This window comes from Streptomyces sp. NBC_00569 (genome assembly GCF_036345255.1).
Taxonomy (GTDB): domain Bacteria; phylum Actinomycetota; class Actinomycetes; order Streptomycetales; family Streptomycetaceae; genus Streptomyces.
The window spans coordinates 3,166,328-3,183,077 of record NZ_CP107783.1 but is presented as its reverse complement, the minus strand read 5'-3'; the positions used below and the strand labels follow the sequence as shown (position 1 = coordinate 3,183,077).

The window sequence follows — 16,750 nt, the reverse complement described above, 5'->3', positions numbered from 1 at the left end:
AGCTTGCCGGGGTCATGGAATCAGTCGGACCGACCAACCCGCCAGACCGACCGGCGAAGGACGAGGACACGTATGCCCCCCCACGCAGCGGCCCCCGCACCACTCGATCACCCCCGCCACCGGCCACACCGCCATCGTCACGGGCCCTTCGAAACCCCGTACGCCCAAGGTCCAGGAAGCGCTCGACGCCCGCGACGCCCTGGCCGGCGCTCTCCGCCAGGCAGGAGTCCAGCTCCCCGCAATGGACGTCCGCACCCCATGGGCGGGCGACGCAGGGGGCGAGAGCCGGTATGCGCTCGTCCACCTCGGGGTCTGCTCGGCGCCCGTGGCGCTGCAGTTGGCGGCCGTGATCGCCAAGGGGGCCGGTTCGTGACGCCGGAGCCGGTCCCGTTCCTGGAGGTGGGAGACGCCGTCCACGACACCGTGCGGGACCGGTTCGGGCGGGTCATGGGACATGAGGGGCCGTACCTCCGGATCCGTCCGCTGGCCGGTGGCCGCGAATGGGACGCCGACCCGGGCCACCTGCGGCTCCTGACCCAGGACGAGTTGCTGCGCGCCCTGGTGGCCGAGGCGAACGCCCGTAGTAGGCAGGGCATTTGACGGCGCAGCGGTCAATCAGGCGCGGAATCCCGACGACGCCCTCCTCGTGATCCACTCGGGCGGATGTACACCGCAGGCCAGCGCGGGTGTGCCCTCCATGGCGGCGGTGTCCGTGGCGCCGCCGGCTTCCGGTGGGAGAAGGGTGCTCACTCCTCCTCGGCGGCCGGGGGATTCGCGGGCCGGGCCGCGTCCCTGGGCTGCCGGAAGGCGGCGACGGCGGCCTCCACGGTGGGGAAGAAATGGCGCGGGTCGATGGTGCGGGTGAGTCCGTAGCGTTCGATCTTGTGGCGTACGGGGTCCTTGAGTTCGGCGAACACGAGGTGGACGTGTTCGGCGTTGAGTTCCCTGTCGAGATCCTCCAGGACGTCCGCGGCGGTGGTGTCCACGTCGGTCATCGGCTCCGCCGCGATGACGATCCAGCGCGGCCCCGGCTCCGTGCGCGCCAGCCGCCTGACCTCGTCGCGGAAGGTCTTGGCGTTGGCGAAGAAGAGCGGGGCGTCGAACCGGAGGATCACCAGGCCCGGCAGTTGTTCGGCGTGCGGGTAGGAGCGGATGTCGTGGTATCCCTCCAGGCCCTTCACCCGTCCCAGCACAGTGTTGTACGGCCACCAGGCGCGCCGGAAGACGTTGAGGACGGACAGGGCCACGGCGATGGCGATCCCCTCCAGGACACCGAGCAGGGCCACCCCGAGGAACGCGGCGACCGACAGCAGGCACTCCGTCCTGCTCTGCTGCCAGAGCCGTGCCGTCCCTCGCACGTCGGCCAGGGACAGCGAGGCGGTGATGACCACGGCGGCCAGGGCGGGCTGGGGAAGATTGCGGAACATGCCCGGTGCGAGGACGAGCATGAGGACGATGAGCACGGCCCCGACGACTCCGGTGAGCTGGCTTCTGGCGCCCGCCCGCTCCGCCACCGCCGTGCGGGATCCGCTCGTGCTGACCGGGAAGCCCTGGAAGAGACCGGCCGCCAGGTTGGCCGCACCGATCGCGGCCATTTCCTGGTTGCCGCGGACCTCCTGACCGCTACGGGCCGCGAACGCCGACGCGTTGGAGATCGTGTCGGCCAGGGACACCAGCGCGACGCCCAGCGCACCTCCGAACAGCGGAGCGAGGTCGGACGGCCGGACATCGGGGACGGTGAACGGCGGAAAGCCGTGCGGCAGTTCGCCGACCAGGTCGACTCCGTGGTTGCCGAGGTCGAACAGCGCTGCCGCCGCGATCGCCAGGACCACCATCACCAGCACCGCGGGGACCTTCGGCAGCCACCGCTGCAGCCCCAGTACCAGAAGGATCCCGCAGATGCCGACCGTGGCGGCAGCCGGCACCGTCGCTCCTTCGGCGACTTTCTGTACGAGGCCGACGCCCTCCCCGATCAGGTTTTCGGCGTCGACCTTGAAGCCGAGCAGTTTGGGCAACTGGCCGACCAGGATGGTGAGGGCCAGGCCGTTCATGTAGCCGATCATCGTCGGTTTGGAGATCAGGTCGGCGATGAAGCCCAGCTTCGCAACCGAGGCCAGGATCATGATCGCCGCCACCATCAGCGCGAGCACCGAGGCCAGGGCGACCGCCCGGTCGGGATCCTTGTCCGCCGCCACAAGGGGCAGCACCGTGGCGGCGATCATCGGCCCCAGTGAGGAATCCGGGCCCAGCACCAGAATGCGGGAAGGCCCGCACACGGCGTAGCCGAGCAGGCAGAGGACCGTCGTGTACAAACCGGTGATGGCCGGCAGACCCGCCAACTCGGCGTATGCCATGCCCTGTGGCACCAGCAGTGTCGTCAGGACGATCCCCGCGATCAAGTCCTTGGCCAGCCACTCACGGCGGTACGACGACACGGCACTGATCCCGGGAACCGCCCGGAGCCGGGACAGCACCGCGCGACCGCCGTGTCGGCCGTACCGGCCCTGCTCGTCGGTCACGGCCTGTCCTTTCGGCGCCGGGTGGTGACGCCCCGGCCCATCCGGCACCCCGGCTCGTCCGGCCTCCCTCACCCCTCGGGCCTCTCGTGAACGCCGGGGAAGAGCTTGCCCAGTTCCCACAGAATCAGCAGGCGACGGCGGTCAGCAGGCCCAGCCGTATGGTCCGGAGGTGATCGAGGTCGTCCCCAGGAGGCGGTGGAAGCCGTCCTGCCGGTGGCCGGCCGCGTGCGGGGGATCGGCCTGCCCCCACCTGATTCTCCGGCCCACGAGTCAAGATCGCCTCCTGGCCCATGGCGGCTCCGCCCGCGCGCACGGCCGGAAAGGCTGGGATCCTGAGTGTGGGCGGGCCCATGATCGGCCCCTGACAAGCAGCGGTGGTGAGCGCCGTGGCGGAGAGTTCCAAGCACACTCCGGGACCGGCCGGTCCGAGTGTTCCGTGCGTTGATCCTCTGGGGGACTCCTTTCTGCGCACGCGGATCGCTCTGCCGACGCGCCCCGCCGTCTACCTGCGGCGGCAGCGGCTCGACCGGCACCTCGACAAGGCACTTCGGACGCGGCTGACCCTGATCAACGGAGCGGCGGGCGCGGGCAAGACCCTGCTGGCCGCCGACTGGGCCGCCGGCCTGCCACAGCCGGTCGCCTGGCTGACCGCCGAGGACGAGGACCGGCAGCCCGGTGTGTTCTGGGCGTACGTGCTGGAGGCTCTTCGCGCGTGCGGTGTGCCGGTCTCCGGCGCGGTCGGGGTCCCTATGGAGGCGGCCCGCGTGGACCGCAAGCTGCTGGCGGCGCTCGCCGCCGATCTGGACGCACGCGACCAGCCGGTGACCGTCGTGATCGACGAGTTCGACCGCGTGACCACCCCCGAGGTCGCCGAGCAGCTGGAATTCGTCCTGCACCACGCCGGGCAGGGCATGCGCCTGGTCCTCGTCACCCGCACCGAACCCCTGCTGCCGTTGCATCGCTACCGGGCGGCCGGCGAGCTGACGGAGCTGCGCGGCGCCGAGCTGGCCTTCACCCCCGAGGAGGCCGTCTCGCTGCTGGAACTGCACGGTCTGCGCCTGCCGGTCGACGCCGCGCGCGGCCTGGTGGACCGCACCCGGGGCTGGGCCGCCGGACTGTGCCTGTGCGCCCTGGCCGCGCGGGAGAGCGCGGCCCCGGAGCTCTATCTGAAGGAGTTCGAGGCGGACCGGAGCGCGGTCGCGGACTTCCTGCTGGCCGAGGTGCTCAAGCGGCAGCCGGAGGAGACACAGGATCTCCTGCTGCGCGTCAGCGTCCTCCAGCGTTTCAGTCCTGATCTGGCGAACGCGCTGACCGGGCGGACCGACGCCGAGCCCCTGCTCGTCGAGCTGCACCGCGCGAACGCGTTCGTCGAGGACCTCGGGCACTCGTGGTTCCGGCTCCACCCGCTGTTCGGGGAGATACTCCGGGCCCACCTGCGGGTCCGCCTGCCGGGCCTTGAGCCCGAGCTCCACCGGCGTGCCGCGCTGTGGCTGCGCCGCTCCGGATCCCTCCCGGAGACACTCGCTCACGGCGCCGCCTCGGGCGACTGGGATTTCACCGCCGGCGCCCTCGTCGACGACCTGGCGATCGGACAGCTCTTCACCGGCCTGCGCTCGGGCGACCTCGACCAGCTGTTCTCCGGGATGGACCCCGAGGCCACCGGCCTCGCGACGGAGCTCGTCCGGGCGGCCCGCGACCTGTCCCGTTGCGACGTCGAGCGCGGTCTGTCCCATCTGCGCCGCGCCGAGGAGCGGCTTGCCGCCGACCCGCACGCCGGGGCGGCCGTGCAGCTGAGCTGTGCGCTGCTGGAGACGCTGGCCGCCCGGCTGACCGGTTCTCCCGGGCAGGCCGAGGAGGCCGCGCGGGCGGCCGCCCGGCTCCGGCGGGAGGTCCCGGAGCACCTCCTGGACAGGCATCCCGAACTCCAAGCGCTCCTCATGACCCATCTCGGCTCCACCCGCCTGTGGGCCGGGCGCTTCGAGGACGCGCGTGCCGCCCTGACCACGGTGGCGGGAATCCATGACGGACCGTCCACCGTGCTGCCCCGTGAGGAGTCGCTGGGGCACCTGGCACTGATCGACTATCTGAACGGCTGGATCGACAGGGCGGAGCGCAAGGCTCTCGCGGGTGCCTCCGAGGCGGAGAGGTTCCGTCCGCCCGAGCCGGGCGTCTCCGGTGCCGGCACGGGCATCGGGTTGCTGGTGCTGGCCGCCGTGGCCGTGGACCGTGACGAGCTGAGCCGGGCGCAGACCCTGCTCGACGAGACGGCCCCGCTCCCCTCCGCGACACACGATCCGGTGATCGCCGCGGTCCGGGCCGTCACCAAGGCGCGTCTCCTGCTGGTCCAGGGCCATGCCCGGGCCGCCGTCGAGGCGGCGGACCCAGGCATCCGCGTCCTTGCGGCCTCGCCCTGGGCGGCGGGCCAGGAGGCGCTGATCGCCTCGGCCGCGCACATGGCGGAAGGGCGCCCTGGGGCGGCCGCCGAGGTGCTCCAGGTCGTCTCCGGCGACCAGCCGGCCTGTGCCGTGGAAGCCGCGCGGATACTGCTCGCCGCAGGTCGCCCGGAAGCGGCCGTCGGTCTGCTCGACAGCATCGACACCGGGGGCCGGATCGGGCCGGCGGTGACCGTTCGGGCGGCGCTGGTCAGGGCACAGGCCGCGCACGGGGCGGGAGACGAGGCCACAGCGCACCGGCTCGTCGCGCAGGCACTGCTCGGCGCCCGCCGCGAGCGGCTTCGCAGACCCTTCCTCGACGCGCGGCCGTGGATCCGGCCTCTGCTGTCCACCGGGCCGCTCCAGGAGCTGGCCGCGGACTGGCTGACGCCCGCTCCGTCGCGTCCTGGTGAACCGGCCACGGACGACGCGCGGCCCTCTCCGCTCGTCGTGGAGCTGAGCGGACGCGAGCGGGACGTGCTGGAGCGGCTGGCCCGGATGATGTCGACCGAGGAGATCGCCGCCGACCTCTTCGTGTCGGTGAACACGGTGAAGACCCACCTCAAGAGCGTCTACCGGAAGCTGGCGGTGAACCGGCGCAACGAAGCGGTGCGCCGCGCGCGCGAACTCGGACTGGTGTGAACGGGCCCCGGCTGCCGGGACCGACCTTGGTGTCCCGGCACGAGCGCGGTCCCTCCCCCGTGGCGGGTGATGCGCGATGCGAGCACATCGGCTGCGATGGGAAGGGCGGCAGCGCCGGACTGCCGCGCTGAGCGGTAAGCCCTATGCGGTCCGAGGTCCGAGGTCCGAGTGTCCGAGTGTCCGAGGCTGTCACGGACTCCTGCGCCACCGTACAGCTCAGCGGGCCTGAAGACGGCGATCCTCGCCACCGGCGGCATCACCCTCCTCAGCTTCCTGGAGACATCCCATCGGCCGGCCGACGGGATGTCAGAGCCGTCCCCCGCCCGCGGGACACCCACGCTCCGGCCCGGGCGGCCGGACCGACGCCCCGGGCCGAGCCCGAGGAGGCACCCGTGTCCCGAACCACCGGACCCGTCAGAGCCGAGCGCCGAGCACGTGCCGACTACACGGGCGGCGTCTACGGATCCCTGCTCGCGGCCTCCGTGGTCGTCGGCGCCGGCTCGCTGGGCTCCTTTCCCCGCGCGGAGCTGGTGCTGCTGCTGTTGCTCACCGGCGTGGTGTTCTGGGTCGCGCACGTACACGCGCAGCTCTTCGGAGCTCGGCTGGCGCGGCGGACGGCACTGGACCGCGGGACTGTGCTGCGCGTGTGCCGCGACGAGTGGCCGATCGTCAACGCGGCCGTCCCGCCCGCCGCCGCGGTGGCCCTCAGCCCTGTCCTCGGGCTGGACGTGAAGGGCGCGCTCTGGCTGGCGCTGTCCGTCGCCGTGGCCGGGCAGGTGGGCTGGTCCGTGGCCGCGGCACGCAGGGCCGGTGCCCCCTGGCGCCTCATGGCCGGCACCGCGCTGGTCAACCTGGTGCTCGGTCTCCTGATCATCACCTTCAAGATCGTCCTGAAGCACTGAGCCGGACCGTCGTACGCCGGAGAAAGCGAGCAGGTCACCTCTACCGGGTGAGGCCCGGCCGGGCGCAGAGGCGGACGCTCGCAGGTATGGACGTCGCCCACCCGCCCCACGCTGCTCGCGGGAGAAATGCCCATGCGTTACGAGATCCGCGTCGAGGGACTCATGTCGGAAACGCTGACCAAGGCCTTCCCGGAGCTGGGCCACGTGATGATGGCCGGTCAGACGGTCCTGTTCGGCCCCGTGGTGGACGATGCGCACCTGTACGGGCTGCTGGCCCGGCTCCAGTCGCTGGGACTGCGGGTGCTGGAGATGCGGCAGCTGCCGGAGGGCCGGGCCGACTGATCAGAGGCGCTCCGCGCTGATCCGAATCCGGGAACGGCGAGCGACTCCGGTTCCTCACGCATCGCCCTGGCGGCGCCGACGGATCACCCGCCGTGGGTGACCCGGCGGGCTGCGGCGCGCGGGACGCTGAGGCGGTCAGGTCCCCGCGTACCGCCGGCCCCTTCGGCGGTCCGGGAACGACCCGCTCGATCATGCGAGGAGGAGCCATGACCATGCCGCGTGGTCCGGCGCCGCAGACCGGACCGGAACCCCCCGCCGGCGGGGCGCCCCACCGTCCGGTCGACGATCCCGCCGACGCGCTGGCGCGACTGGGCCGCTCATGGACCTGGATCCTGGGCTCGGCCGTCGTCACGCTGGTGCCCGGCATCCTGATCCTGGTCTGGCCGGCGGAGACACTGCACGTCCTGGCGGTCCTCATCGGCCTGTACCTGCTGGCCATGGGGGTGTTCCGGTTCGTGGCGGTCTTCGCGCGGGACGAGCACGGCGAACGGCTGTCGGGGCTGCTCCTTGCCGTGCTGTTCCTCCTGGCCGGGGTGCTGTGCCTGCGGAACCCGCTGCAGACCATCACCGCGCTCTCCCTGATCGTCGGCGTCGTCTGGCTCGTGTCCGGCGTCCTCACCCTCTACACCGCCATCGCCTCCAAGGACCTGCCGCACCGCGGCGTGCTCGTGGGCGTCGCGGTGCTCGGCATCGTCGCGGGGATCGTCGTACTGGCCCTGCCTGCCGCGTCGGCACAGGCCCTGACCCGGCTGCTCGGGCTGTGGCTCGTCCTGCTCGGTCTGGCCGAGGCGGCGGTCGCCCTCGCCTGGCGGTCCGCGCTTCGGAAGGCGGGCGTCACGGGCTCGCCCGGTCAGGCTCCGACGGCCTGACACCCCACCCACCGAGCTCACCCCCGTCGGGTGAGGCCACCCGGCCCGCGTCGGCCCACGCTGAAGACGGCAGGCAAAGGCGGCTGGGCGAGCGCCCGGGACGGAGAAGAGACATGAACGCGCAGACGTACCTGGCGTACGACTATCCCCTGATGAGCGTCTTCTGGAGCATGCTCTGGTTCTTCCTGTGGATCATGTGGTTCGTCCTGCTCTTCCGCGTCATCGGCGACATCTTCCGCGACGACGCCATGAGCGGCTGGGGGAAGGCCGGCTGGCTGGTGCTGACCATCTTCCTGCCCTTCCTGGGCGTCTTCGTCTACATGATCGCCCGGGGCAAGAACATGGGCCGCCGGGAGATGGCGCAGGCCCGTGAGCAGCAGAAGGCCTTCGACAGCTACATCAGGAAGACCGCGGGCGGTACGGACCGGCCCAGCAGCGTCGACGAGCTGGCCAGGCTGTCCGAGATCCGCGCCCGCGGCGACATCACGGAGGAGGAGTTCAGCAAGGCGAAGCAGCTGGTGCTGGCCGGCCGGGGTCCGGCCGAAGGCCCGGGTACCGACGCCGCCTCCGGCTCCGCAGGTTCCGGACGCTGAGCGCGTGCCGGACGAACACGAAACGAGGCACCACCATGACCGCACACACGCAGCCGGCCGACACGACGAAACAGGCGTGGGCAGGCGGCCTGACGATCTTCGCCGGCGTCATGCTCATGCTCGTCGGTGTGCTCGGCATCTGCCGGGGCATCATGGGGATCGCCAAGGACGACGTCTTCGTCGCCACACGCAATTACGTCTTCCAGTTCGACCTGACCGGCTGGGGCTGGGTCCACCTCGCCCTGGGCGTGGTCGCGGTGATCGTCAGCTTCGGGCTGCTCCGGACCGCGACGTGGGCACGCGTCGGCGGCGTCGCGATCGCCGGACTCGTCATCATCGCCAACTTCCTCTCCCTGCCGTACTACCCGGTCTGGTCGGTCGTGCTGATCGCGATCTCGGGATTCATCATCTGGGCGCTGTGTGTGGTCCAGAAGGACGAGTCCGACTGGTTCTAGGGGGCACCTCACGGCGTCGAGTGACGCAGAGGGGAACCGCAGGGATCGGGACGGTTGTCCGGAGCCCGGGCAACCGTCCCGATCCCTGCCACCGTACGAACGCCCGCGCGAGTTGTCGCGAGGCGAGCCCCACCTCGCCGTCGGGGTTCGGCCACCTGGGCCCCGACGGCGAGGTGGTTCCAGGGCTGCGGCTGGAGTTGATCCGCTTGTGCGGCTTGAATGGTCTTATCGACTCGCACGTACTGTGTGATCAGGCTGTTCTGGGCTGCATGTGCGGATTGGGGCGAGGCTGTGGGCGTACTGGTGGTGCAGCATGTGCGGGCCGAGGGGCCCCACGCGATCGGTGAGGCACTGGTGGCGGCCGGGCTGCGGCTGCGGGTGTGCCGGGTGTGGGCGGGGGATCCGCTGCCGGAGAGCCTGGCCGGCGTCGAGGCGCTGGTGGTGATGGGCGGGCCCATGGCCGCTCACAGCGACGCCGGGTTCCCGACGCGTCATGCCGAACTGGACCTGCTCCGGGAGGCGTTGGCCGCCGAGGTGCCGGTGCTCGGGGTGGGTCTGGGGGCCCGGCTTCTCGCCGTCGCGGCCGGCGGCGCGGCCCGTACGGGTTCCGGCCCGCAGGTGGGCTGGGCTGAGGTACGCACCGGTCCGGCGGCCGACCGGGATCCCCTGTTCGCGGGTGCGCCCGAGCGGCTGCGCGTGCCGCACCGGCACGGCGACACCATGGAACTTCCCCACGGGGCGGCGCTGTTGGCCTCCTGCGAGCGGTGTCCGGTGCAGGCGTTCCGGGTGGGCGCCTCGGCGTGGGGGCTGCAGTTTCACCTGGAGATGGACGAGGCCGCCGCGGACGCCTTCGTGACGGTATTCGCGCAAGAGGCCGCCACCGCTCCCGGCAACAGCGATGCCGCGCCGGGTGAAGGGGCAGAACAGGGACCGTACCGGGACCGGGTGTTCGGGCGGTTCGCGGCGCTGGTCGCCGCGCGCGCCGCGCACACCGCCACCCGTACGTTCTTCACGCCCAGGGCCGACGCCTGGGAGGCGCGCTTCGCCGCCGACGGCCCGAGGTACGTGGCGGCGGTCGCCCGGATGGGACTGCTCCCCGGCCAGACGGCCCTCGACCTGGGCTGCGGCAGTGGACGCGCCCTGCCTGCCCTGCGCGCCGGGGTGGGTGACAAGGGGAAGGTGTTCGGGGTGGACGTCACCTCGGCCATGCTCACGGCGGCCGCCCGGGAGGGGCGCGCTGGTCCGGCCTGCCTGCTGGTCGCCGACTGCCACCGGTTGCCGTTGCCGCCGGGCACGACGGACGGCATCTTCAGTGCCGGGCTGCTCGACCATCTCCCCGCCCCGCCCGTGGCCCTGCGGGAATGGGCCCGCGTCACCGCCCCCGGCGGCACGCTCCTCCTCTTCCACCCCTCCGGCCGCGCCGAACGCGCCGCCCGCCACGGCCGTCCCCTGAGCCCCGACGACCCGCTGGGTGAGCCGAATCTGAGGCCCATGCTGGACGGCAACGGCTGGCAACTCGTCTGCTACGAAGACAAGTCCGAGTACTTCCTGGCCCGCGCCGTTCGCGTCGCTGACGAGGCGCGCAACTGAGCGGAACACCCGACCGCAGGGCATTCAAGGGCATTCATGAACACCGAACTCAACCGCGCCGCACGCCTGTTGGACGCCCAGGCCCAAGCCGCCGAGCTCTTCGCCGAGATCGAGGCGAGGAAGCCGGTCGAGCCGGGGAGGGGGAGCGGGCGGTCAGTAAAAGTCCTCCGCCACCGGCGGCCTCCGCACCATCCACGCGAACAGAAACCGAGTGATATCTGTTCCGACGAGTGCAGAAATTGAGGGCGCGAGGCTGAAGTTTTTCCGGGCGGCAGGGCTGGGAAATTTGAGTTCTGCGGGGATTTCTGGGTGGCGTGCTACTGTTGGATTTAGTTGCAGTTGTGGTTCCCAAAAACTTTGAGTGCCCCCGCCGGAATATCTGTTCCGGCGGGAGTGCTTCTGTGTTTCCGGTGTCCTTTCCGGGCGGGGCGATGATCGCAGCGACAGGAGTTCGCACAGTGCGGGCTCCGGGCACTGCCCCGAAGGAGATATGACATGGCTGCTGGCACCGTGAAGTGGTTCAACGCGGAAAAGGGTTTCGGCTTCATCGAGCAGGACGGTGGCGGCCCCGACGTCTTCGCCCACTACTCGAACATCGCCGCCCAGGGCTTCCGTGAGCTGCAGGAAGGCCAGAAGGTGAACTTCGACATCGGTCAGGGCCAGAAGGGCCCGACGGCCGAGAACATCGTTCCCGCCTGACGTCGTCGCTGACGCGTAGACCGTAGCTGGGGCCCGCACCTTGGGGTGCGGGCCCCAGCTCGTTTCTTTTCCGGGTGTCGTTCATGTTTTTGGCATCCAATTATTCGGCTCGTTTCCGCGATTCCCTCTGCTGTTCAAATGCCGCGGGAATTCCCTGACGCGTGCCGTGCATTTTCGTGCCGCGTTCAGGAAGGTTTTGCCGATCATGAAACGTACGTATGGGGCAGGTCGAGGGAGTCGAGACGGGCGAACGGGCCGGAGTGTGGTTTCCGGGGAGTTCGCGTTGCCGAAGACCGTTCGGCCGGGCCTTCCCGCAGTCGCTTCCTTCGGGGAACTCGCCCTGCCGGACGAGCTCCTGCGGATGCTCACCAGCCTCGGCATGAACGAGCCGTTCCCCATCCAGGCCGCGACCCTGCCCAACTCCCTCGCCGGGCGTGACGTGCTCGGCCGCGGCCGTACCGGGTCCGGCAAGACCCTCGCGTTCGGGCTCGCCCTCCTCGCCCGTACCGCCGGGCGGCGCGCCGAGCCCCGCAGCCCGCTCGCCCTGGTCCTCGTGCCCACCCGCGAACTCGCCCAGCAGGTCGCCGAGGCACTCACCCCCTACGCGAAGTCGCTGAAGCTGCGGATGGCCACCGTGGTGGGCGGCATGTCCATCGGGCGTCAGGCCGGAGCGCTGCGAGGCGGCGTCGAGATCGTCGTCGCCACCCCGGGGCGGCTCAAGGACCTCATCGACCGGGGCGACTGCCGGCTCGACGAGGTGGCCGTCACGGTGCTAGACGAGGCCGACCAGATGGCCGACATGGGGTTCATGCCCCAGGTCACGGCCCTGCTCGACCAGGTGCGGCGGGAGGGGCAGCGCATGCTGTTCTCCGCCACGCTCGACCGCAACGTCGACCTCCTCGTGCGCCGCTATCTGCACGACCCGGTGGTCCACTCCGTCGACCCGTCGGCCGGCGCCGTGACCACGATGGAACACCACGTCCTGCACGTCCACCCCGTCGACAAGCACGCGGCCACCACCGAGATCGCCGCCCGCGACGGCCGGGTCATCATGTTCCTCGACACCAAGCACGCGGTGGACCGGCTGACCCGGGACCTGCTCGGCGTCGGTGTGCGTGCCGCCGCCCTGCACGGCGGCAAGTCCCAGCCCCAGCGCACCCGCACCCTCGCCCAGTTCAAGAGCGGACACGTCACCGTCCTGGTCGCGACCAACGTCGCCGCCCGCGGCATCCACGTCGACAGCCTCGACCTCGTGGTCAACGTCGACCCGCCGAGCGACCACAAGGACTACCTGCACCGCGGCGGCCGTACCGCCCGCGCCGGCGAGTCCGGCAGCGTCGTCACCCTCGTCCTGCCCTACCAGCGCCGCGACATGAGCCGTCTGATGCGCGACGCCGGGATCACCCCGCAGATCGCCCAAGTCCGGGCGGGCGAGGCCGAGTTGAGCCGCATCACCGGGGCGCGGGCGCCGTCCGGTGTGCCGGTCGTCATCACCGCGCCGGTGACGGAACGCCCGCGGCGCAGCGGGGCGAGCACCCGAGGCCGCCGCAGCCGTTCCGCCGAGGCCCGGCGCGCCGCCGGTCCGAGGCGCGCCCCCGACCAGCCGCGGACGGGGCAGGGACCGGGAGCCTCCCGGCCGACCGCGTCCTCGGTCGCCGTGGCGTCCTGACCTGTCACGCCACGGCCCCACCCCATCCCGCCATCCCGTAGGAGGCACTTTGACACTGGTCGAGACACATCCGCGCAAGACGGCCCGCCCCTCTTCGGGGGCAGAGTCCCTGAGGCCGTCGGGACCCCACGTCTGGGCCGACATGACCGTCGAGGTGGCCCTGTCCGTCCTCGACAGTTCCCGTGCCGGCCGGCTCCTCCTCTGCGACGAGGACGGCCGCTGCACCGGTACGGTCAGCCGCGCCGAGCTGAGCGCCGCGCGCGACAGCGCCCGCTACACCGATCGCACCCAGCTGCGGGACATCGTCCACAGCTCCGGACCGTCCCTCTCCCTGTGAGGCCCTCATGCGCTGTGTCATCGCCAGATTCCCCTTCGACCTGTTCAGCAGTGACGTGCTGGACGCGATGAAGGGCGTCAAGCCCGAACCCGTCACCGGCGACTCCGTGCTCATCGGGCGGCGCCGCTACCCCGTCAAGCAGGTCGGGGCCGTCATCACCCGGCAGGACCGGCGCGACTTCACCTCCGCTGAGGTGGTCAGGGCGCTGACCGCGCTCGGCTTCACCTGTACGGAGGTCTCCGCGGGCGGCTCCGCCCGGGCTGAACTCACCCCGCTCCAGGCCGCGTCGGCGCTGATGGGCCTGCCGGCCTCCGCGTAGACGCGCCACCGCCTGCCGCCGAGGCCGGGCGGTACCGAGGGCCCCGACCGGTGAACCGGTCGGGGCCCTCGGCGTGTGCGCGGCCCGGCGGCGGCGCGGTCCTGCGGACGCATGGTGTTCAATTTGGCCGGGGCACGGCGGCCGCGACGGCGCCGGGCCCCCTCCACGCGCCCCTCGACGAGGTGAGATGACAGCAGAAGAACCGCTCGGCCGTCTCGACGACGACGACTACCCCGCCTTCACGATGGGACGGGCCGCCGAGATGATCGGCACCACGCCCGCGTTCCTGCGGGCCATCGGCGAAGCGCGCCTGATCACTCCGCTGCGGTCGGCCGGCGGACACCGCCGCTACTCCCGCTACCAGCTGCGTATCGCGGCACGTGCCCGCGAGCTCGTCGACCGGGGCACCCCCGTCGACGCCGCCTGCCGCATCATCATCCTCGAGGACCAGCTCGAGGAGGCCCTGCGCATCAACGCGGAGTTCCGCCGCGCGGCGGCCGGACCGGACACCGGGGCCGAGGGCCGTTAGGCCCCACCCGAAGACACAGCCCCTCAGGCAACTCCCTGCCATGCAGCTTCCTGGCGTGGCCGGATGCGGACAGTGGGGGTGGCGCGGTGATTATCTCTAGGCACGCAGTCGGAACGGCCGAGACGGACCGGACCGGCGCAGGTCAACGCATCGAACGTACGCCGCACCGTACTCGCGAATGGAGACCTCCCATGTCCCGTGCCACCACCCGCTGTACCGTCCTCGCCGCCGCCGTACTCGGCGGGATCCTGTGGGCCGTGCCCGCGCAGGCCCTCCCCTCCGGGCCCACCGGGCACGAAGCCGGCGCCCCGAAGGCGGCCCCCTCCTCCGCCGACGACTTCGTGTGGCCGACCCCGCCGGCCCGGCCCTTCGACTTCGTGTGGCCGAGCCTTCCGCAGAACCTGCCCGGCCTGCCCGGCATACCCGCCTCGCCCGACGACTTCGTCTGGCCCGTCACCCCTCAGCGGTGAGTGCGATGCGGACGACGACGCCCCGTCAGATCCATTCCCTGCGCGTGGCCTGCACGCCGGCCTCGAAGCGGCTCGACGCGCCGAGGCGCTCCATCAGCTCCGCCATGATGCGGCGCTCGGTGCGCACCCCGATACCGAGGGCACGGGCCACGGCCTCGTCGGTGAGACCCGTCGCGAGGAGCTGGAGGAGCTTGCGCTCCTGCGGTGTGAGCCCGCCGGGCAGAGCGTCGCCGGGCCGGTCGAGGGGGCAGGAGTGCTCCCAGTACGCCTCGAACAGGGCCCGCATCGCGAGGACCACCGGCTGGCTGCTGAACAGCAGCGCGGACGGCTGGGCCTGACCCGGCAGACCGGCCACGATCGCGGCGGTGTTGTCGACGATGAGCAGCCGCATCGGCAGCGTGGGCGAGGTCCGGATCTCGCTGTGCCGCTCCGCCATCCACTGCGCGTGCGCCTTGGTGACGCGGTCGTTGGCGACGCTGTCGAGGTAGATCGACCGGAAGCGCACCCCCCGCGCGAGCGCCCGCTCGTTGAGGGGCCGACCGGCCTCGATCGACTCCTGGGTCAGCGCGTTGACCGGATGGAACGCGAGGGACTCGCGCACGCAGGACTCGGCGAGTGCCTCCAGACGGATACGGATGTCGTCGACGTTGTCGAGGTGTTCCGTGCCGTCGAGGGTGTTCGACCAGCCGGACGCCGTGTACTCGGCGGCGAGCGCGGCCAGCGCGGCGCGGTTCTGCTCGATGCGCTGCTGGCGCCAGGCCAGTTCGTTCTGCTCCCGCTGGAGGAGGACCTTCAGGCCGAGCGACGGGTTCACCGCCCGCAGCCGGCCGGGTGAGTCCGTCGAAGGTGCGAGGAGGGCGAGTTCGGACAGCCTGTCAAGGGCCGCCTCCACCGCCTCCGGTGTGCAGTCGAGTAAAGAGGCGAGGCGCTTCGGATCGTGTTCCTTGTGGAACAGAATGGCGCGGTAGACGCCGAGCGTCTGCTGATCCAGTGACGAGACTTCGTCCACGTGGTGTTTCCCCCTTGAACCACGGTTGAACGTTTATTCAGCGCCAGGTCATGGCGCCTGAACTCCACTTCATCAGGGCGCGCCGCTTTCCCGGCGACGCGCACGTTTCAAGCCGTCCACAGATTCCGCACGTTACCTGCTCATCGTATTCCGCGAACAGGGAGTCCTCGTGTCCCACGCAGCGTCCTACGCACCCCCACCGCTCGACGGCTGCGTCGTCCTCGTCGTCGACGCCACCACCGGCACCGGACGGGTCGTCACCGCGCGGCTCTGTGCCGCCGGGGCCGCCGTGGCCGTCGTCGGCGCGGGCCATCGGGGGCGCGGGGACGACGCGGCCACCAACGCCGCCTTCCTGTGCAAGGAGCTGGCCGACATCGGTCTCGTGGCGCTGCCGTACCAGGTGGACGCCGAGGACACCGAGGCGGTGCTGGGGCTGCCGGCGCAGATAGCCGCCGACATCGGTCCGCTCACGGCCGCCGTCGTGATCGTCCCGGCCGAGGACGCTCCGTACGGCCTCGCGGACACGTTCCGCGCGGTGTCGGCCGCCGTCGTGGCGGGCCTGCCCGCCCACGCCGTGCACATCGAGATCGACCAGGAGGCCCGGGCCGAGGAACTGGCCAGGTCCGTGGTCGACCGGCTGCTCGGCACGTCCGGTTCCGAGTGCGAGTCCGAGCCTGAGTCCAGTAGATCGATACGGGGGTAAAGGGATGTCCGTACGCGTGGTCGTAGCAGGTGATCACCAGCTGGTCCTCGAAGCGTTCGCCGAGACGCTCAACGGCACCAACGGCCTGGACGTCGTGGGGCTCGCCACGACCTACGAGGCCGTGCTGCCCGCCGTCGAACGGCACCGGCCGACCGTGCTGCTCCTCGGGGAGCCCACCATGGGCGGCAAGGCGCTGCGGGCCGCGACCGATGTGCGCGCGCGGCACCCCAAGTGCGGCGTCGCCCTCATGGTCGGAGCGGCCACCCCCGCGGTGGTCGACCGGGCCGTCGCCGCGGGCGCGCTCGGCATCGTCCCCAAGAACGCGCGCCTGCCGCAGCTGATCACCACCCTCATGGGCGTCGCGGGCGGCTGTCTCACCGTCGACCCGGCGCTGCTGCGGCCGCCCACGGCCGGTGAATCGGCGCTCAGCGTGAGGGAGATGGACGTGCTGCGCCTCACCGCCGGCGGCGCCACGGTGAAGGAGATCGCCGGCGAGCTGTATCTCGCCGCGGGGACCGTACGGAACCTCACCTCGGCGGCCATCAAGAAGCTCGGCGGCCGCAACCGGTTCGACGCGGCGCGCATCGCGAGCGAGCACGGATGGCTGTGAGACCGGGGCGGCCCGGGGCCGGACGCGCGCCGGCCCCGGCACGGGGTGTGCCGGGGCGGGG

Annotated in this window: 20 protein-coding genes; 17 read left to right on the top strand and 3 right to left on the bottom strand. The window is 71.6% G+C overall.

What is annotated here, in order from left to right; translation table 11 throughout:
• Positions 1-241 precede the first annotated feature (241 nt).
• Complete coding sequence (locus OHO83_RS47020; protein WP_405634989.1) at positions 242-373, top strand: hypothetical protein; 132 nt, start codon at positions 242-244, stop codon at positions 371-373.
• The gene (locus OHO83_RS14275; protein ID WP_266674964.1) at positions 370-600 is read left to right on the top strand and encodes a hypothetical protein; all 231 of its coding nucleotides are present in this window, start codon (positions 370-372) and stop codon (positions 598-600) included. The genes OHO83_RS47020 and OHO83_RS14275 overlap by 4 nt, the downstream gene beginning before the upstream one ends.
• Positions 601-615: 15 nt before the next feature.
• Here OHO83_RS14275 and OHO83_RS14270 read toward each other — a convergent pair whose 3' ends face one another.
• Both OHO83_RS14270 and OHO83_RS14265 read right to left on the bottom strand, forming a co-directional pair.
• Positions 616-750 (bottom strand): hypothetical protein, encoded by a 135-nt coding sequence (locus OHO83_RS14270; protein WP_266674965.1) that lies wholly within the window; start codon positions 748-750, stop codon positions 616-618.
• Entirely contained in the window at positions 747-2,474 is a 1,728-nt protein-coding gene (locus OHO83_RS14265; protein ID WP_266676699.1) for a SulP family inorganic anion transporter, read from the bottom strand. The genes OHO83_RS14270 and OHO83_RS14265 overlap by 4 nt, the downstream gene beginning before the upstream one ends.
• Before the next feature lie 431 nt (positions 2,475-2,905).
• On the opposite strand from OHO83_RS14265, the gene OHO83_RS14260 reads away from it, so the two are divergent.
• The 13 genes from OHO83_RS14260 to OHO83_RS14195 all read left to right on the top strand — a co-directional run bounded on the left by OHO83_RS14260 (position 2,906) and on the right by OHO83_RS14195 (position 14,367).
• Positions 2,906-5,593, top strand: coding sequence for a LuxR C-terminal-related transcriptional regulator (locus tag OHO83_RS14260; protein WP_330280774.1), 2,688 nt, complete (start codon positions 2,906-2,908; stop codon positions 5,591-5,593).
• 392 nt (positions 5,594-5,985) lie between these two features.
• A complete protein-coding gene (locus tag OHO83_RS14255) occupies positions 5,986-6,495 on the top strand; it encodes a hypothetical protein (RefSeq protein WP_266674967.1) in 510 nt (169 codons plus the stop codon).
• 132 nt (positions 6,496-6,627) lie between these two features.
• Positions 6,628-6,837 carry a hypothetical protein gene (locus OHO83_RS14250; RefSeq protein ID WP_266674968.1) on the top strand — a complete coding sequence of 70 codons (210 nt, stop codon included), beginning with the start codon at positions 6,628-6,630 and terminating at the stop codon, positions 6,835-6,837.
• Between the two features lie 206 nt (positions 6,838-7,043).
• Complete coding sequence (locus tag OHO83_RS14245) at positions 7,044-7,706, top strand: HdeD family acid-resistance protein (RefSeq protein WP_266674969.1); 663 nt, start codon at positions 7,044-7,046, stop codon at positions 7,704-7,706.
• A gap of 113 nt (positions 7,707-7,819) precedes the next feature.
• Positions 7,820-8,299, top strand: coding sequence for an SHOCT domain-containing protein (locus OHO83_RS14240; RefSeq protein WP_266674970.1), 480 nt, complete (start codon positions 7,820-7,822; stop codon positions 8,297-8,299).
• A 35-nt stretch (positions 8,300-8,334) separates the two neighbouring features.
• Positions 8,335-8,754 (top strand): DUF7144 family membrane protein, encoded by a 420-nt coding sequence (locus OHO83_RS14235; RefSeq protein WP_266674971.1) that lies wholly within the window; start codon positions 8,335-8,337, stop codon positions 8,752-8,754.
• Between the two features lie 291 nt (positions 8,755-9,045).
• Positions 9,046-10,344 carry a methyltransferase domain-containing protein gene (locus OHO83_RS14230; RefSeq protein WP_330279575.1) on the top strand — a complete coding sequence of 433 codons (1,299 nt, stop codon included), beginning with the start codon at positions 9,046-9,048 and terminating at the stop codon, positions 10,342-10,344.
• Positions 10,345-10,839: 495 nt separating this feature from the next.
• Positions 10,840-11,043, top strand: a complete 204-nt coding sequence (locus OHO83_RS14220) for a cold-shock protein (RefSeq protein WP_266558953.1) — start codon at positions 10,840-10,842, stop codon at positions 11,041-11,043.
• 205 nt (positions 11,044-11,248) lie between these two features.
• Complete coding sequence (locus OHO83_RS14215; protein ID WP_330279574.1) at positions 11,249-12,712, top strand: DEAD/DEAH box helicase; 1,464 nt, start codon at positions 11,249-11,251, stop codon at positions 12,710-12,712.
• 49 nt (positions 12,713-12,761) lie between these two features.
• Entirely contained in the window at positions 12,762-13,049 is a 288-nt protein-coding gene (locus OHO83_RS14210; protein WP_266674975.1) for a CBS domain-containing protein, read from the top strand.
• Positions 13,050-13,056: 7 nt separating this feature from the next.
• Complete coding sequence (locus tag OHO83_RS14205; protein WP_266674976.1) at positions 13,057-13,368, top strand: SCO5918 family protein; 312 nt, start codon at positions 13,057-13,059, stop codon at positions 13,366-13,368.
• A gap of 187 nt (positions 13,369-13,555) precedes the next feature.
• Positions 13,556-13,897 carry a helix-turn-helix domain-containing protein gene (locus OHO83_RS14200; RefSeq protein ID WP_329433748.1) on the top strand — a complete coding sequence of 114 codons (342 nt, stop codon included), beginning with the start codon at positions 13,556-13,558 and terminating at the stop codon, positions 13,895-13,897.
• A 191-nt stretch (positions 13,898-14,088) separates the two neighbouring features.
• Positions 14,089-14,367 carry a hypothetical protein gene (locus tag OHO83_RS14195; RefSeq protein WP_266674978.1) on the top strand — a complete coding sequence of 93 codons (279 nt, stop codon included), beginning with the start codon at positions 14,089-14,091 and terminating at the stop codon, positions 14,365-14,367.
• Positions 14,368-14,392: 25 nt separating this feature from the next.
• On the opposite strand, the gene OHO83_RS14190 is transcribed toward OHO83_RS14195, so the two are convergent.
• Positions 14,393-15,376: a helix-turn-helix transcriptional regulator gene (locus tag OHO83_RS14190; protein WP_266674979.1), complete on the bottom strand. Its 984-nt coding sequence runs from the start codon at positions 15,374-15,376 to the stop codon at positions 14,393-14,395.
• Positions 15,377-15,545: 169 nt separating this feature from the next.
• Between OHO83_RS14190 and OHO83_RS14185 the strand changes: the two genes are divergently transcribed.
• Together OHO83_RS14185 and OHO83_RS14180 are read left to right on the top strand one after the other, a co-directional pair.
• Positions 15,546-16,079, top strand: a complete 534-nt coding sequence (locus tag OHO83_RS14185) for a hypothetical protein (RefSeq protein ID WP_330279573.1) — start codon at positions 15,546-15,548, stop codon at positions 16,077-16,079.
• A 4-nt stretch (positions 16,080-16,083) separates the two neighbouring features.
• Positions 16,084-16,689: a response regulator transcription factor gene (locus tag OHO83_RS14180; RefSeq protein WP_227297853.1), complete on the top strand. Its 606-nt coding sequence runs from the start codon at positions 16,084-16,086 to the stop codon at positions 16,687-16,689.
• Positions 16,690-16,750 lie beyond the last annotated feature (61 nt).